We start from the raw sequence: 15,420 nt of genomic DNA, 5'->3' as shown, positions 1-15,420 counted from the left end.
GGCTCGTGGGGTGCCTGAGTCCAGGCTCGCCTTGACAAATGCTTCAAGACGGCGCCTACCCTTCCGGGAAGCGCCCTGTCCGCGCCCGCGCGGCGTTGCCCGAGTCGCGGCCGGCCTGCGGGAGACCGGGGGATTCGTTGATCGTGTGGCTGGGCGGATGGCTCGCAGAAAAGCCTCCGGACGATGTCAGGCTTGGTCGTCCAGATGTGCGTTCCCGATGCAGGTCAAGAGCTGACGACCGTGCGATCTGGACCAGTACCGTCGCGCCATGCCTGAACTGATCGTCCCCGCGGTCCGCCTCCACGCCGCTTGGATCGAGGCCCGTGACGAGTGGGGTGTCGGCGTCCACCAGGACGGTTCCGGGCTGGAGCCGTTCGACGATGTAGAGTCGCCGGCTGGGTTCGCGGCATGGGTTTCCCGGCTGGTTGACCAGGCAGATCCAACCAAGCCCCTGGACGCCGACCGAGTGCGTTGTACGCACCGCTGGATCGTCGAGGGCGACCGGGTGCTCGGCGCGATCGCATTGCGGCACGACCTCAACGACTTTCTGCACCGAATCGGCGGCCATATCGGATACAGCATCCGGCCGTCGGCGCGCCGACGCGGGCTGGCTACCTGGGCGCTTGGCCAGATGCTCGACGAGGCACGAGGGCTCGGCCTCGACCAGGTGCTGATCATTTGCGCCGTGGACAACATCGCCTCGGCGAGGACGATTGAGCACCACGGCGGCGTCCTGGAAGACATCCGAGACACCGAACGAGGGACCATCCGCCGTTACTGGATCACACTCTAGCCGCGAACCGTTACTGCCCGCGCTGCCGTGGGTCGGGCCCGTGGTACCCGGCGCGCCCCGGTGCCGACGGCTGTGCAGGTCGCCGCGCGGATGGCTCATGAAGCGGGGCTGCCAGATCCGGCTGCACGAGGGTGTTTCCAGATGAATGGACACGGCATCCGACGCCACTAGACTGGTCCGCTACGGTCAGGTGAATCCAGGGGCCCTCGACGCCATGTGTGAATATCTGAACGACGAGCGCGCTGCGGTGCTGCGGCACTACCCCAGGTTGTTGCTGGTCGTCAGCGTCGCCGGCCGGCGGGCACCGGCACAGGCCCAGCGTTGGACGCTCGACCCAATGGGCGCGTTCCCGACCCCGATATCCCTAGCCGACCCATCGGAGGCCTTGTGACGCGGCTGCGGCCGCGGCGAGCCGTTGCCCCCGGTGTCGCAGGCGTGTTACTGGCCGCCGCGGTCGCCCTGCTCCAGCTCGACACGTTGCCGCCGTGGCTGGCCTGGTGCCCGCCCTGGCTCGCCGCGTCCGCTGCCGCCGGGCTCGGGGTCTGCGTGGTGAGCGTGGACCGCTGGCGGGCCCGTCGGCACGCCGAAGCCGACCGGGAACAGGCGGTCATCGACCGGCTCCGCCGGCACGCGGGCCGGCAGCGGATCATTTTGCCCAGGATTGGCCAGGCGCCCGCCACAGCGCTCGCGCTGCGGGTGCATCCCGCCACCGACAGCCCGCCCTCACCTGTCGCGACCGAAGCACCGCCCGGCTGGTTGAGCCGGCTACTTGCCCCGCGTCGCGTTCGGCGCCGCACCGATCTGCCCGATCTTGACCTGCCGCTGTTCGTCGACCGCACTGCGGGGCCACAGGTCCGTCAGTGGATGCGCCGCGCCCGCACCGACGGCGGGTTCCTCCTGCTGGTCGGCGATTCCTGCGTCGGCAAGACCCGCCTGCTGTATGAGGCCGCCCGCCAGGAGCTTCCTGACTTCGCCGTCCTGGCACCCGACTTGGGTGACGGCGACCTGGTCAACACCATCGCCCAAGCCACCTTCGAGTTGCCGCGTCTCATCATTTGGCTCGACGAGCTGCAACGCTTTCTGCCCGGCCCGTACCTCACCGACGGCTCGGTAGCAATCACCGCAGCCACGATCCGCCGGCTCCTCGACTCGCCCACCCCGGTGGTTGTCGCCGGCACCCTGTGGCCGGCGTATGCGGCGTCGCTACGCGCTTACGACGTCGACCCCGACAACCCTGACATCCAACGACCGCGTTACCCCGCGGCCGTCGACATCCTTACTGACCGGCGGATCCAGGAGATCCGGATCGACTCCTTCACCCAGGAGGAAGTCGCCGCCGCCGCCCAGCTCGCCACTCGCGACCCTCGCCTCGCCACCGCGATCGCCGATCCCGACCACAACGTCACCGAGGCTCTGGCTGGTGCCCGCGAACTCACCGATCGCTACGAACGCGCCACCCACACCCAGCGGGCCGTCCTGCACGCCGCCATCGACGCCCGCAGGGTCGGGATCGAATCTCCGCTCACCGAAGACCTGCTTCGCGAGGCGGCCCGTGCCTACCTAAGAGCGCCGTACCCCGACGACGCCTGGTTTTCCCCGGCGATGAACGAGCTGACCACCCGGCACCGCCCCCAGGACAAGACGACCGCCCCACTGGTCCGGCCGTCCCCCAGTCCGGGCCAGCGCGCCATGATCGGGTACACGGTGACCGACTACCTGCTGCAGCACCTCAGTACCCGACGTCGAACCGAACCCATTCCCACCCTCGCCTGGCAAGGTTTCAGTGCGCACGCTGCGGTCCGGGACGATCTTCTACGCCTGGCCGACCACGCCGAACGCCGGTTGCGCTACGACCAGGCACTGCCGATCTACCAACGCCTCTGCGACGCCGGTGACGAAGTTGCCGCGTACGGGCTGGTCCACGTCTTAGCAAGGCAGCACAACGTGCGCGAGCTGCGCGATCGGGCCAATAGCGGCGACAAGCACGCGGCCGAGGAGCTGGCAAGGCTACTGGTCAAGCTGGACCGAGTCGACGAGCTGCGTGATTGCGCCGATAGCGGCGACAAGCACGCCGCCGAGGAGCTGGCGAGGCTCCTGCGCAGGCAGGGGCATGTCGGCGAACTGCGGGCGCGGGCTGACGCCGACGACGCGGCTGCCGCCAAGGAGCTGCTCAGCTTGCTACAAAAGGAGGGGCGCGTCGGGGAGCTTCGTGAATGGGCCGACGCGGGCAACGAGGCCGCCGCCAAGGAGCTGGCGAAGCTGCTACGCAAGAAGGGCCAGCTCGATGAGCTCCGCGAATGGGCCGACACGGGCAACCACGCCGCCGCCAAAGAGCTGGCGAAGCTGCTACGCAAGAAGGGCCAGCTCGATGAGCTCCGCCAATGGGCCGACACGGGCAACCACACCGCCGCCAAAGAGCTGGCGAAGCTGCTAGGCAAGAAGGGCCGGATCAACGAGCTTCGTGATCTGGCCGGTCGCGGTGACGCATTCGCCGCCGTGACGTTGGCCGACATACTGGTCGAGCAAGGCCACATCGACGAAGCGATGGATCTGTTCCGCAGTGCCGCCGCGGCCGGAAGCGAGTACGCCGCTGACACGCTGGCCTGGTTACTGTCCACCCAGGACCGTCTCGATGAGGCGATCTCCCTGCTCCGAGGCCAGTTCAGCACACGGCAGGAAGATATCCGGCAGCCGCTCGCAGAGCTGCTGGCCAGACAAGGCCACCTCGACGAAGCGCTCGGCATACTGCGCGACGCGGTCGACGCTGGTAACCAGCTAGCCGTCATAGAATCAGCGCAGCTGCTGGCCGAATATGACCGCGTCGACGAGGCGCTCGGCATGCTGCACGAGGCCGTTGAAGCCAACAACCCCTATGCCGTGGGGCAACTCGTGAAAGTACTGGTCAAACACGATCGTGTCGACGAAGCGCTCGACATGCTCCGGACCCGATCGGCCGCCGGCGACGAGCACGTCGCTTCTGACCTGGCACGCCTGCTGGCAGCCCAGGACCGAGTCGGCGAACTGCGAGACTGGGCTGACACCGGCGACTACCACGCCCAGTACGAACTTGCGGAGCTGTTGGCCGCGCGAAACCGCCTGGACGAGTTGCGGACTCGAGCCGATACCGGCGACAGCTCCGCCGCGCACGCACTGGCAAAGTTGCTGATATCCCAGGGCCGCATCGACGAACTCCGCCTCTGGGCCGACGCCGGAAACGAATACGCCGCCAGGAAGCTGGTCGCCCTGCTGTTCGATCAGGGCAGAACCGAAGAACTGCGCAGCCGGGCCGAAGCCGGCGACTCGTGGGCCAACACTCATCTCCAGCTGCTCCTTGCCAAGCACGGGCGCCTCCTCGAGGCGCAGTTGATGGTCCTCCAGGAGCGGTACGCCGACGAGGGGTTCCTCGCCCGCGAACAAGCCGAGTCACTAGCCGGCGCCGGCTACATCGACGACGCGATCAACCTGCTCCGCAATAGGGTCGAGGCCGGCGACCAGGGCAGTAACAGGCCCCTCTTCGACCTACTGCGGCAGCATGGCCGCACCGACGAACTTCGCGCGGAAGTCTGGGCGGGTACTCACGGTGCAGCGGAGGCGTGGCTCGCGATGCTCATCGAGCACGGCCAGGCCGACCTGGCCGACCAGATACGTCGACACGGCCTCACACCGGACTAGGGCCTGTATCAAAGCCAGAACCATTCGTTGATCGCGGCGATGTGGAAGGTGGCTTCGTAGCGGACGGCGAGTCGTACCTGATGGCGACGGCGCGGCGGCGTTCGACTCGGTTGATGCCGCACTCGCCGGCGTGGCGCTGCTTGTAGATCTGCGGGTCGCAGGCGGGTGGTCGGCCGCCCTTGGCGCCGAGCTTGCGGCGGGTGGCGTCCTGGTCGGCCTTGCTCGGAATGGTCGGCGGACAACACCCCCACGCGGTCGGCGGGCCGCCGAGGGCCGCGGTACCCGCGGGAGCAAACGTCCACCAGCTAGCGCGGACCGGGAAATATGCGTCCTATTTAGGCAGGCCCCTCGGGGCGGACGCGCTTGGCGCGGGATGCGAGGCTGTGCGTCATGAGACCCGCCGCCGACGACCGGGCCCGCCAGCGATGGGCGCCCGTGTGGATCGTCGGGGCCGTCGCGGGTGGGTACGCGCTGGGCTCGGGGTGCGCGTGGCTGCTGTTCCACGCGTCGGACGTGGGCGCGGTGTTCTTCCCGCCGGCCGGCGTGACGCTCGGCGCGCTGCTGCTGGCCCGGCGCCGGCACTGGGGGTGGGTGCTCGGCGCGGCCGGTGTGGTGGAGCTGAGCGTCAACCTGTGGCAGGGGCTGCCGCTCGGCGCGGCGTGCGGGTTTGTGCTCACGAACACCGTCGAGCCGCTGGTCGGGGCAACGCTGGTGCGGTTGTTCCTGCCGGGGCGGATCGACCTGACCAGGGTGCGCGACGCGGCCGTCTTCCTGGCCTGCGCGGTCGGGCTGGGGCCTCTCGCCGGCGGGTTCATCGGTGCGACCACCAGCGCGTGGACGTCCGGGGCGGGGTGGTGGACCGCGCTGGCGCAGTTTTGGGCGGGGGACGGGCTCGCGGTGCTCACGCTGGGCTCCGCGGTGGTCGGCCTCGGCACGCTCCGGCTCGGCTCGCGCACACCCGACGCCGGACCGGCGGACACGCTCCGCCTCCACCCAAACACGCTCCACCCCGACCCAGGCAAACTCCAGACCGAGCCGAGCACAGCACACACCGACCCGGGCATGCTCCAGACCGATCCGAGCCCAGCCGAGACCCAGACAAGCGCAGGCCAGACCAGCGCGAGCACAGCCCAGACCCACACGAGCGCAACCCGCACCGGGGGCGGCGCGCGGCGACTCGGGCGAGCGGCCCTCGTGCTGTCGGCCACCGCGGCGCTGACCGCCATCGGGTTCTGGCCGCAGGACGTGCCACTCATGTACCTGCCGGTGCCGCTCCTGCTCGCCGCCGGGTTCGGCGGGCGGATCGCGACGGTCGGTGCGGCCGGGTTCGTGATGGCGTTCGTGGCCAACTGGCAGAGCGCGGCCGGCCGCGGGCCGTGGGCGGCGCTCGCCGACCAGCCGGACCTGGAGGCGGCCACGCTCCAGGTGTACCTGGCTTTCGTCGTGCTGGGCGCGTGGGTGCTGGCCATCGCCGTGGCCGAGCGGGACCGGGCGCGGGCGCAGTCGCGGCGGGAGGTGGCGGCGCGGCTGCGGCTGGAGACGTTGCAGGAGGTGTCGGCCGGGCTGGCCGTGGCGGCGACCGCCGACCAGGTGGTGCACGTGCTTGTCGAAAAGGGCGTGGGCGTGGTGGCCGACCACGGGTACGTGACGCTGCTCGACCGCGACGGCGTCCACCTGCGGATCTACCCGACCAGCACGGCGCAGGCGGCGATCGTGGGGCGGGTGGCCGAGGTACGGGTGGGCGACCTGGGGCGGCTGCCGGTGGTGGACGTGCTGCAGAGCGGGCAGCCGGTCACGCTCGGCTCCGCGGCCGAGATCGTCGAGCGGTACCCGGCGATTTCCGCGGTCGACGCGGAGGCTGACACGCGCGGCGTGCTCGTGGTGCCGGTGCGGGTGGCCGAGCGGACGCTGGGCGCGCTGGCGTTCGCGTTCCACCGGGACGGTGCGGTCACGCCGGAGGTGGCCTCGCTCGCGCAGACCATCGCCGACCTGGCCGGGCAGGCCGTCGACCGGGCCGAGCGTTACGAGGCCGAGTACACCGCCGCGCACGAGCTGCAGCGCTCGCTGCTGCCGCGGATCTCCGGGCACCTGCCGGGGGTGCGGGCGCGCGCCGCGTACCAGCCGGCCGAGCGGGGCAACGACGTCGGCGGCGACTGGTACGACGTCTTCGAGCTGCCCGGCAGCCGCGTGGCCATCGCGGTCGGCGACGTCGTGGGGCACGGCCTGGCCGCGGCCGCCGCGATGGGCCGGCTGCAGCAGGTGCTCCGCTCCACCGCGCTCGCCGGCGGGTCGCCGGCCGAGGTGCTGGAGAGCCTCGACGCCGCCTCGACCACGATCGACGGCGCCGCGTACGCCACGGTCGGCTACGCCGAGTACGACCCGATCGACCGCACCCTCACCTACGCCAGCGCCGGCCACCCACCTCCGCTGCTCGCCGCCGGCAACGCCGTGAGCTACCTGACCGACGCCCGCTCGCAGCCGCTCCAGCTCGCCAGCCGGCCGCGCGCCGAGGCCACCATCGCGGTGCCGGACGGCGCGATGCTCGTCTGGTACTCCGACGGCCTCCTCGAACGCCGCGACGAGGTGATCGACGTCGGCCTCGACCGGCTCGCCAAGACCGCCGAGTCGCTGCACGGCGCCGAGCCGCAGGTGTGGTGCGACCGCATCATGACCGCGATGACCGAAGGCGCGGCGACCACCGACGACGTCGTGGTGAGCTGCCTGCTGCTGGCCGGCCTGGCCGCGAGCGACAACGAGGCCGGCGTACTGCGCCTCACGCTCAACTCGGTCAGGGACCTGCCGTCGACACGCCGGGCGCTGCGGGCCTGGTCGGTGACGCACGAGCTCTCCGCCGACCAGACCGACGCGCTGCTGATGACCGCCAACGAGGCGCTCATCAACTCCCTCGAGCACGCCTACCACGGCCGCCCGACCGGCCCCGTGACGCTCACCGCCATCCGCGGCCGGCGCCGCGAGGTCCGCGTCGAGGTCGACGACCGCGGCCGCTGGCGCGCCAGCTCCCCCGACGGCGAGCGCGGCCGCGGACTCGACCTCATCAACCAGATGGCCCGCCGCGTCGTGGTCAACCTCAGCCGCCACGGCACCCGCGTGACCATCACGGTTCCGGAGACATAGATCCGGGCTACCGCGACCTCCGTCGTGGTCCGGACGTTGCGCGGGGCCCCCGGGGAAACGTGGAGCGCAACGGAGCGTTTTCTTGGGGTGCGTTCCCGCGGCCTCACGCGCCGCGGGACCGCCCCGCCTCCGCGGCGGCGGCGGTGAAGCTCTCGTACGTGCGGGTGCTGGCTTCCACCGGTTACGCGGCGGTGTTCGCGTCGGTCGCCGCCACCGCGTACGCCGGGCGGTCCTGGACCTCGCCCACCGCGGGCATGGCGCTGCTCGCGCTCGCCGGCGCGGCCGCGGTGGTCGTGCTCGCCTACCGCGCCGGCCCGATGACCCGCTGACCACCGCGCCGCCGCACCTGGCGGCGCCCGACCCGCGGACGGGTCAGGCGACGCCGGTCAGGGTGGCGAAGACGACGATGTTCGACGGGTAGTCGGCGCGGATCGGGTCCCACTTGCCGCCGCAGGTGACCAGCCGCAGCAGGGGCGCGTCCGAGTCGGCGTAGACGCGGTCGGTCGGAAACGCGGCCTTCGGAAACTCCTCGATCGACGTCACCGTGAACAGCGCCGTGCGCCCGTCCTCGCGGCTCACCTGGATCTCGTCGCCCGGCACGATCCGGGTGAGGTACCAGAAGACGGCGACCGCCTTCTTGGAGTCGACGTGGCCGACGAGCACGGCCGCGCCCCGCTCCCCCGGCGCCGGCCCCAGGCGGTACCAGGCGGCCCGGTGCGCCCGCTCGTACGGCGGGGTCTCGATCGTGCCGTCGGGCAGCAGCCCCACCGTGTCCAGCCCGGCGCGCAGGTTGATCGACGGGATCACGATCTTCGTCGGTGCCGAACGGTCGAGCGCCGCCGGCCGCCGCCCCAGCACCGCCCGGAGTTGGCGGGCGGACGGCGACGGAGACGGCGAGGGCGCGACGGCGACGAGCGGCGGCGGCCCCTCCGGCGCCGCGCTGGCCGCCCGCACCTGCTGGACGCCCCAGGCCGCCATCAGCACGGTGGCGGCGCACCCCGCCCACCAGCCGAGCTGGAGGGCGGGATGCGAGCGGGATCGGTCAGGCCGCACGGCGGCGCGAGCGCACCAGCGCGAGACCGAGACCGCTCACGCCGGCCACGGCAAGGGCTCCGATGCCGAGCGCCATGCCGCCGTTCGTGCTCCCGCCACCGCCACCGGTGGCCGCCGGCCCGCTCGGGCGCGCACTCGGACCGGTGCTGGGAACGCCACCCTCAGGGCAGGTGTGGGTGAGGTTGAACTTGTCGGCCGTACCGCTGATCTCGGCCGTGGCGCCTTCCATGGTCCATCCGGCGTCCGTCACGATCCACGCCTTCGAGGTGCTGGGGCCGCCGTTGTCGAAGTTGTCGGGGTCGCCGGCCGCGGTGATCGTGACCGACCCGTTCACGCCGAAGTCGGCGGTCACCGAGATGAAGTCGCCGGTCGTGTTGTGGTTGCCGGGCAGGACGAAGACCCAGATGTCCTTGCCGTCGATGGGGCCGCCGCCCTGGTTGGGGTCGCATTTCTTGTTCTTGAAGCCCGCGGCCGTGGTGGGCACGTTGCCCGGGTTGATGTCGATGGTCATTGCCGCCGTTGCCGCGGTCGACGGCCACAGCGCGAGGAATCCGGCGGCGGCCAGCACAGCCAGCCGCGTCCCGAAGCGTTTCATCCTAATACCCCCGTATCCGGACAAGCTCGACAGGAGCCTACGTCCACGGGGCGAAGTACCAGGTCAGCGCCCGGCGTGTCGAACGGGGAAGCTCAGGCCGCCGCTTGCCAGCTGGTGCGCGGCAGCACGCGTACCACGCCGGCCGTCACCAGCACGATGTCGCAGTCAGCCCGGTCGGTGACCGTGCCGGCCTGCAGGAGGCGGTAGATGGACGCGCCGTCGAGCTGGACCAGCTCGCGGGCGTCGACAAGCAGCTTGCGCGGGGCGAACCCGCCGATCGCCAGCTGCATGATGCGGCGCAGCCGGCGGGCGGCGGGTCCGTCCAGGTAGCCGTCGAGGGCGAGCCAGGCGAGGTGGCGGTTCCGGTCGTAGCTGAAGGTGAAGCTGAACTCGGTCATCGCCACCGCCCCGCGTCCCGCCGGTGATCATCCGGCCCTTTGCGGGAAGGGCGCCGGCGGCGGCCCCGGTGTTACACCCCGCCGCCGGTCACCCCCGGTCGCCGTCCCCGTCCGTGTCGGCGGCCGCGAAGGCGTGGGACTCCGCCTTGCGCCGGCGCACCGCGAGGAGGGCGACTCCGCCGACCACCAAGGCGGCGCCCACGACCGCCGTCGACACGGTGGCCGCGCCCGTGACTGGAAGCCCACCGGCGCCAGAACCGCCGGCCGGGCCGGTGAGGGACGCGCCCGGCGAACCCGGAGCGGTCGTGGTGGGCGTGGTCGGTGTCTCCGACGGGCCGGGCGTGGGCGTCTCGTTGCCGCCGCCGCCGGCCGGGCACGTGTGCGTGAGGTTGAACTTGTCCGCGGTACCGGTGATCTGGGCCGTCGCGCCGGTCAGCGTCCAGCCGGCCGGAGTGGTGATCCACGCCTTGCTGGTGCCCTTGTCCGTCACGATGCCGCCGCCGTCGGTCGGGATCGTCAGCGAACCGTTCGCCCCGAACACCGCGGTGACCGAGACGAAGTCACCCACCTCGTCGTGGTTTCCGGGCAGGACGAACACCCACACGTCCTTGCTCGCGAACGGGCCGCCGCCGATGTCGCAGCCGTGGTCGTCGTGGTCCTCCGCCGTCGTCGGGACGTTGCCGGGGTTGATGCCGACCGCCGTATCCGCCCACGCGGGCGCCGCCGTCGCCAGCGCGACCGCCGCCACTGTCCCGGCCACCGCGGCCAGCCGCCCCACCCACTGCGATCCCATCGCGGATCCCTCCACACCAGACAGCGCCCACCCGGCGCCTCGACGCCCGATCGGAACAGACCGGGGGCCGCCCGCGCGACCGGTCGATCAGGCCGACGCCGAAGGCGAAGGGACGCACGTCCCCGACGTCCGGGCACACTCCGCCTGCGGCCCTGAAATCGAGTAACACGGCACCCGCGAACCTGCGCCGACCGCACTCAAGTACGCGCTCTCCGCCCCAGGTCAGCACCGTTGTAGCCTGCTGCCTCGGCACATCGGGGACGCGACGGGACGGTGCTTTGGAGGACCAGGAACTCGCGGTGACGCTCGCCGCGGCGGTGCGCGGAGACGCCTCGGCCTTCGCCGTGCTGTGGCGGGCGCACCAGCCGGCGCTGCTGCGCTACCTGCGGGTGATCGTAGGCGAGAACGCCGAGGACGTGGCGTCGGAGACGTGGCTGCAGACGGCACGCGACCTGCGCGGCTTCAGCGGGTCGGCGGCGGGGTTCCGGGTGTGGCTGTTCACGATCGCCCGCAACCGCGCGATCGACGAGCGGCGTCGGGCGCGGCGCCGGCCGGAGGAGCCGCACGACCTGTCCGAAAAGGACCTACCCGGCCGCCGGCCCGATGTCGCCGACGAGGTGGTACGGCAGTCCGAAACTGATTGGGCGCTCAGCGTGATCGCCACCCTGCCGAAGGACCAGGCGGAGGCCGTGACGCTGCGCATCGTGGCCGGGCTCGACGTGGCGCAGACGGCGCAGGTGCTGGGCAAGCGCGCCGGCGCGGTGCGGGTCGCGGCGATGCGCGGGCTGCGCCGCCTCGCCGAGCACGCCGAGGTGCGGGCCCGCTGGCAGGAGTCCCGGCGTGGAGAGGGGGTGTAACGCGGTGCGACCTTGGAACGCATTTTCAAGCGCCATGCGTACGTCACGGAAGAACCGGCTCGGGCCGGACACGGCCGAGCGGCTGCTCACCACCGGCCGCGATCCAGCGTTTCCGCAGCTGAGCCGGCTGCACGCCGCCGCCTCCGCCCCACCCCGGCCACACGAGCTGGTCGGGCTGGACGCGGCTCTGGCCGCCTTCGAGGAGGCGGGCCGGGTGAGGCATCCGGCACCGGCGAAGCCGCGCCGCCGGCTGTCCCGCCCATTCGCGGTGTCCGTCGCGGTGGCGACGGCACTCGTCGGTGGTGTCGCCGTGGCCGCCGAGACCGGCAGCCTGCCGGTGGGCCGGGCCCCCCGCGGCGACCACGCCACGACCGCGGGGGCGTCCCCGGACGGCACGCGGGCCACGCCGGGCGGCAGCGCCACCCCGGCCACCCCGCCGGCGTCCGGTCCCGCCGGCCGGACCTTGAGCCCGACAAGTCCGGCCGTGACCGCGCTTTGCGTGGCCTGGGACCGCCACCGCCGCAACGGCGGCGGTCCACCGGTGAAGGCGGAGCAGATGCGCGAACTCGCCACGGCGGCGGGCGGCGCGGACCGGATACCGGCGTTCTGCGCCCCGGTGCTCCCGGCGACCTCGGCTCCGGCCACCACGCGCCCGGGCACGGTCCCGCCGACACCGAGCCACCCCGCCGGCAAGAGTCCCACCAAGCCACCACCACCGAGCGCCGGCAGGAAGGGCCAGTAGCGTTGAAGCCGGTCTTCGTTGACCGTTCCGGACGGCGGCGCCGCCTCGTCCGGGCCGCCGGCACCGCAGCCGGACTGGCGCTCGCCCTGGCCTCGGCGCTGCTCGTCGCGGGCTTCACCGGCGCCGGGCCGGACCACCTGCCGCTGCTGCCGGATCCCGCCGGCGGCCGGATCGGAAACGTGCCGGCCTCCGCGCGCCCCTCGGTCACCCCGGCGCCCGCGCCGCCGTCGCGCTCCGCGCCGCCCAGCGGGCAGCCGACCTCGCGCGCGCCGTCGTCAGCCGTGCCGGCCACGACCGCGGCACCCACGCCGAGCCGGACCAACCACCGCCGGGTGCCGACCCACACTCCCGGCAACAAGCCGTCCAAGCCGAGCTGAGCGGGTCGAAGGGTGTCCCTGCACGTACGGCGGCGCGCGCCACGGGCCCACTGGGTCCTGCTGACGCTGCTGATGCTGGTGCTGCTCGGCGGCCTGTGCCTCAACGGGTACGTCTCGCACGCCGGCGCGGAGGGCGACGGCCCCGACCTCACCGGCGACACCAGCGGGCCAGCCGCTGACACGGTGACCGGTGCGGGACCGGTCCTGCGCATCGACGCCGCCGGCACCGTCGCCAGCCGCACGATGCCCCGCAGGACGATCGCGCTGACCTTCGACGACGGCCCCGATCCACAGTGGACGCCGAAGATCCTGGAGGTGCTCGCCCGGCACCGCGCGCACGCCACCTTCTTCCAGGTCGGCTCCCAGGTCAACGCCCACCCCGAGCTGGCCCGCCGGGTCGTGGCGGAGGGGCACGAGATCGGTTCGCACACGTTCAGCCACGCGTGGCTGACGGACACCCCCGGCTGGCGGCGGGGCCTGGAGCTGACCCTCACCCGCAACGCCATCGCCGCCGCCACCGGCCGCACGCCCGTCCTGGTGCGGCCGCCGTACTCCTCGACGCCCGACGCCGTGACCGCCGCCGAGTACACCGCGCTGCGCCAGGCGGCCGGCGCCGGCCACCTGGTCGTGCTGACCGACCTCGACACCGAGGACTGGCGCCGCCCGGGCGTCGAGGCGATCGTGGCCAAGGCCCGCCCGGCCAAGGACGCCGGCGCGGTGGTGATGCTGCACGACTCCGGCGGCGACCGCGCCCAGACCGTGGCCGCGCTCGACGTGCTGATCCCGCAGCTACAGGCGCGCGGGTACCGCTTCACCACCGTCTCGGCGGCGCTCGCCCTGCCACCGGCCGCGGAGGCGAGCGCGGCGCAGCGGATCCGCGGCCACGCCCTGCGCTGGGCGCAGGCCGGCAGCGCGGGGATGAGCCGCGCGCTGACCGCGCTCATGGTGGCCGCGGTCGCCCTCTCGGCCGTACGGCTGGCTGTCCAGCTCGTCTGCGCCCGCGTGCACGTGCGCCGGGTCCGCCGCCGCGCCCGCCGGCCGCTGCGCTACCTGGGCCCCGTCTCCGTCGTCGTACCCGCCTACAACGAGTCGGCCAACATCGCCGCCACCGTCCGTTCGCTGGTCGCCAGCGACTACCCGTGGGTGGAGGTGATCGTCGTCGACGACGGCTCGACCGACGGCACCGCCGGTATCGTCGAGCGCCTGCGCCTGCGCGGGGTGCGGGTGGTCCGCCAGGCCAACGCCGGCAAGCCGGCCGCGCTCAACACCGGCATCGCCCACGCCCGCGGCGACATCCTCGTGCTCGTCGACGGCGACACCGTCTTCGAGCCGGACGCCGTCGGCCGCCTGGTACAGCCGCTGCAGGACCCCGACGTCGGCGCGGTCTCCGGCAACGCCAAGGTCGCCAACCGGCGCGGGCTGCTCGGCCGCTGGCAGCACCTGGAGTACGTGATCGGCTTCAACCTCGACCGGCGCATGTTCGACGTGCTGCGCTGCATGCCCACCGTGCCCGGCGCCATCGGCGCCTTCCGGCGGGCGGCGGTGGTCGACGTGGGCGGCGTGTCCAGCCAGACGCTCGCCGAGGACACCGACTTCACGATGGCCCTGATCCGCGCCGGCTGGCGGGTCGTGTACGCGCCGGACGCCGTCGCCTGGACCGAGGCGCCCGCCTCCCTCAAGCAGCTGTGGCGGCAGCGTTACCGCTGGTGCTACGGCACGATGCAGGCGATGTGGAAGCACCGGCGCTCCCTTGTCGAGCCGCGCGCCGCCGGTCGCCTGGGCCGGCGCGGCCTGTCGTACCTGCTGCTGTTTCAGGTGGCGCTGCCGCTGTGCGCCTGCGTGGTCGACGTGTACGGCATCTACGGCCTGCTCTTCCTGCCCCCGGCCAAGGTCGCCGCGGTGTGGATCGGCTTCACGCTGCTGCAGGTGGCCACCGCCGCGTACGCGCTGCGCCTCGACGGCGAGCGCTACGGACCACTGTGGAGCCTGCCGTTCCAGCAGGTGGTCTACCGCCAGCTGATGTACCTGGTCGTCATCCAGTCCACCGTCATGGCGCTGGTCGGCGACCGGCTGCGCTGGCACCGCATGGTCCGCACCGGCGCGGTCGCCGCCATCCCACACAAACCGCTCGATGGGCGGTTGACGCGCGGCTAGCATTCGGCGCATGAGCGAGATCGACGACCCCGTCGCCCACAACCGCCGCGCCTGGGACCGCGAGGTGGAAAGGGACAACGAGTGGTCGCGGCCCGTTTCCCCCGAGGTCGTCGCGAAGGCGCGGGCCGGTGAGTGGTCGATCGTGCTCATCGGGTACCAGCCGGTCGACCCGACCTGGTTTCCGCCGGACATCGCCGCCTGCGACGTGCTCTGCCTCGCCTCCGGCGGCGGGCAGCAGGGTCCCACGCTCGCGGCCGCCGGCGCGCGGGTGACGGTCTTCGACAACTCGCCCCGCCAGCTCGCGCAGGACCGGATGGTCGCCGAGCGCGAGGGGCTCGACCTGCGCACGGTGCTCGGCGACGCCCGCGACCTCAGCGCGTTCGAGGACGCCTCGTTCGACCTGATCGTCCACCCGGTCTCCAACCTCTTCATCCCCGAGCTCGCCCCGGTGTGGCGCGAGTGCCACCGCGTGCTGCGGCCCGGCTGCACGCTGCTGTCCGGCTTCCTCAACCCGGACGTGTACCTCTTCGACGGCCACGTGCTGGACACCCGCGGCGAGCTGGTGGTGCGGCATCGCCTGCCGTACAGCGACCTCACCCACCTCGAGCCGGGCGAGCGGGAGCGCAACTGGGGTGTGGACGCGCCGGTCGAGTACAGCCACACGCTCACCGAACAAATTGGCGGCCAAACCGCGGCCGGGTTCGCGATCACCGGCTTCGCGGAGGCCCCACACCACTCCGACGCGACGGCCGGCTGGATGTCCGGCTACTTCGCCACCCGGGCGCTAAAACCCCCTCAAGCCGGTTGATCAGGGAGTTGGCGGGCGTGCCGGCTGGCGTGTCCACCCACGA

General features: G+C 72.5%; 13 protein-coding genes. 9 read left to right on the top strand and 4 right to left on the bottom strand.

What is annotated here, in order from left to right; all coding sequences use genetic code 11:
* Nucleotides 1–268 precede the first annotated feature (268 nt).
* The 4 genes from Phou_RS36080 (at nt 269) to Phou_RS36065 (ending at nt 7,929) form a co-directional block, all read left to right on the top strand.
* Nucleotides 269–793, top strand: coding sequence for a GNAT family N-acetyltransferase (locus tag Phou_RS36080; RefSeq protein ID WP_173065605.1), 525 nt, complete (start codon nt 269–271; stop codon nt 791–793).
* A gap of 387 nt (nt 794–1,180) precedes the next feature.
* Nucleotides 1,181–4,465, top strand: a complete 3,285-nt coding sequence (locus tag Phou_RS36075) for a tetratricopeptide repeat protein (protein ID WP_173065602.1) — start codon at nt 1,181–1,183, stop codon at nt 4,463–4,465.
* Between the two features lie 390 nt (nt 4,466–4,855).
* On the top strand, nt 4,856–7,600 hold the full coding sequence (locus Phou_RS36070) for a SpoIIE family protein phosphatase (protein WP_173065599.1): 2,745 nt from the start codon (nt 4,856–4,858) through the stop codon (nt 7,598–7,600).
* Between the two features lie 143 nt (nt 7,601–7,743).
* Nucleotides 7,744–7,929, top strand: coding sequence for a hypothetical protein (locus Phou_RS36065; RefSeq protein WP_173065596.1), 186 nt, complete (start codon nt 7,744–7,746; stop codon nt 7,927–7,929).
* 43 nt (nt 7,930–7,972) lie between these two features.
* On the opposite strand, the gene Phou_RS36060 is transcribed toward Phou_RS36065, so the two are convergent.
* From Phou_RS36060 to Phou_RS36045, 4 genes are all read right to left on the bottom strand, one after another.
* On the bottom strand, nt 7,973–8,653 hold the full coding sequence (locus tag Phou_RS36060) for a class F sortase (RefSeq protein ID WP_173065593.1): 681 nt from the start codon (nt 8,651–8,653) through the stop codon (nt 7,973–7,975).
* Nucleotides 8,643–9,248 carry a hypothetical protein gene (locus Phou_RS36055; RefSeq protein ID WP_173065590.1) on the bottom strand — a complete coding sequence of 202 codons (606 nt, stop codon included), beginning with the start codon at nt 9,246–9,248 and terminating at the stop codon, nt 8,643–8,645. The genes Phou_RS36060 and Phou_RS36055 overlap by 11 nt, the downstream gene beginning before the upstream one ends.
* Before the next feature lie 92 nt (nt 9,249–9,340).
* Nucleotides 9,341–9,646, bottom strand: coding sequence for a hypothetical protein (locus Phou_RS36050; protein ID WP_173065588.1), 306 nt, complete (start codon nt 9,644–9,646; stop codon nt 9,341–9,343).
* A gap of 88 nt (nt 9,647–9,734) precedes the next feature.
* Nucleotides 9,735–10,439 (bottom strand): LPXTG cell wall anchor domain-containing protein, encoded by a 705-nt coding sequence (locus Phou_RS36045; protein WP_173065585.1) that lies wholly within the window; start codon nt 10,437–10,439, stop codon nt 9,735–9,737.
* A gap of 278 nt (nt 10,440–10,717) precedes the next feature.
* Between Phou_RS36045 and Phou_RS36040 the strand changes: the two genes are divergently transcribed.
* Genes Phou_RS36040 through Phou_RS36020 form a run of 5 tightly spaced genes read left to right on the top strand, consistent with a single transcriptional unit; the run spans nt 10,718 to nt 15,377 of the window.
* On the top strand, nt 10,718–11,296 hold the full coding sequence (locus tag Phou_RS36040) for an RNA polymerase sigma factor (RefSeq protein WP_173065583.1): 579 nt from the start codon (nt 10,718–10,720) through the stop codon (nt 11,294–11,296).
* 34 nt (nt 11,297–11,330) lie between these two features.
* The gene (locus Phou_RS36035; protein ID WP_173065581.1) at nt 11,331–12,038 is read left to right on the top strand and encodes a hypothetical protein; all 708 of its coding nucleotides are present in this window, start codon (nt 11,331–11,333) and stop codon (nt 12,036–12,038) included.
* Nucleotides 12,039–12,040: 2 nt separating this feature from the next.
* Nucleotides 12,041–12,415 carry a hypothetical protein gene (locus tag Phou_RS36030; RefSeq protein ID WP_173065579.1) on the top strand — a complete coding sequence of 125 codons (375 nt, stop codon included), beginning with the start codon at nt 12,041–12,043 and terminating at the stop codon, nt 12,413–12,415.
* A gap of 12 nt (nt 12,416–12,427) precedes the next feature.
* Nucleotides 12,428–14,569, top strand: a complete 2,142-nt coding sequence (locus Phou_RS36025; protein WP_246274125.1) for a bifunctional polysaccharide deacetylase/glycosyltransferase family 2 protein — start codon at nt 12,428–12,430, stop codon at nt 14,567–14,569.
* A 10-nt stretch (nt 14,570–14,579) separates the two neighbouring features.
* The gene (locus tag Phou_RS36020; protein WP_173065577.1) at nt 14,580–15,377 is read left to right on the top strand and encodes a class I SAM-dependent methyltransferase; all 798 of its coding nucleotides are present in this window, start codon (nt 14,580–14,582) and stop codon (nt 15,375–15,377) included.
* The last annotated feature ends 43 nt before the right edge of the window (nt 15,378–15,420 follow it).

It is taken from the genome of Phytohabitans houttuyneae, from assembly GCF_011764425.1.
GTDB classification, from domain to species: Bacteria; Actinomycetota; Actinomycetes; order Mycobacteriales; family Micromonosporaceae; genus Phytohabitans; species Phytohabitans houttuyneae.
This window is presented reverse-complemented; position numbering and strand designations above follow the sequence as displayed.

Coding starts and splice junctions, on each gene's coding strand:
- Phou_RS36045 (WP_173065585.1), bottom strand. CDS start 10,439: ATGGGATCGCAGTGGGTGGGGCGGCTGGCCGCGGTGGCCGGGACAGTG.
- Phou_RS36070 (WP_173065599.1), top strand. CDS start 4,856: ATGAGACCCGCCGCCGACGACCGGGCCCGCCAGCGATGGGCGCCCGTG.
- Phou_RS36050 (WP_173065588.1), bottom strand. CDS start 9,646: ATGACCGAGTTCAGCTTCACCTTCAGCTACGACCGGAACCGCCACCTC.
- Phou_RS36020 (WP_173065577.1), top strand. CDS start 14,580: ATGAGCGAGATCGACGACCCCGTCGCCCACAACCGCCGCGCCTGGGAC.
- Phou_RS36055 (WP_173065590.1), bottom strand. CDS start 9,248: ATGAAACGCTTCGGGACGCGGCTGGCTGTGCTGGCCGCCGCCGGATTC.
- Phou_RS36080 (WP_173065605.1), top strand. CDS start 269: ATGCCTGAACTGATCGTCCCCGCGGTCCGCCTCCACGCCGCTTGGATC.
- Phou_RS36035 (WP_173065581.1), top strand. CDS start 11,331: ATGCGTACGTCACGGAAGAACCGGCTCGGGCCGGACACGGCCGAGCGG.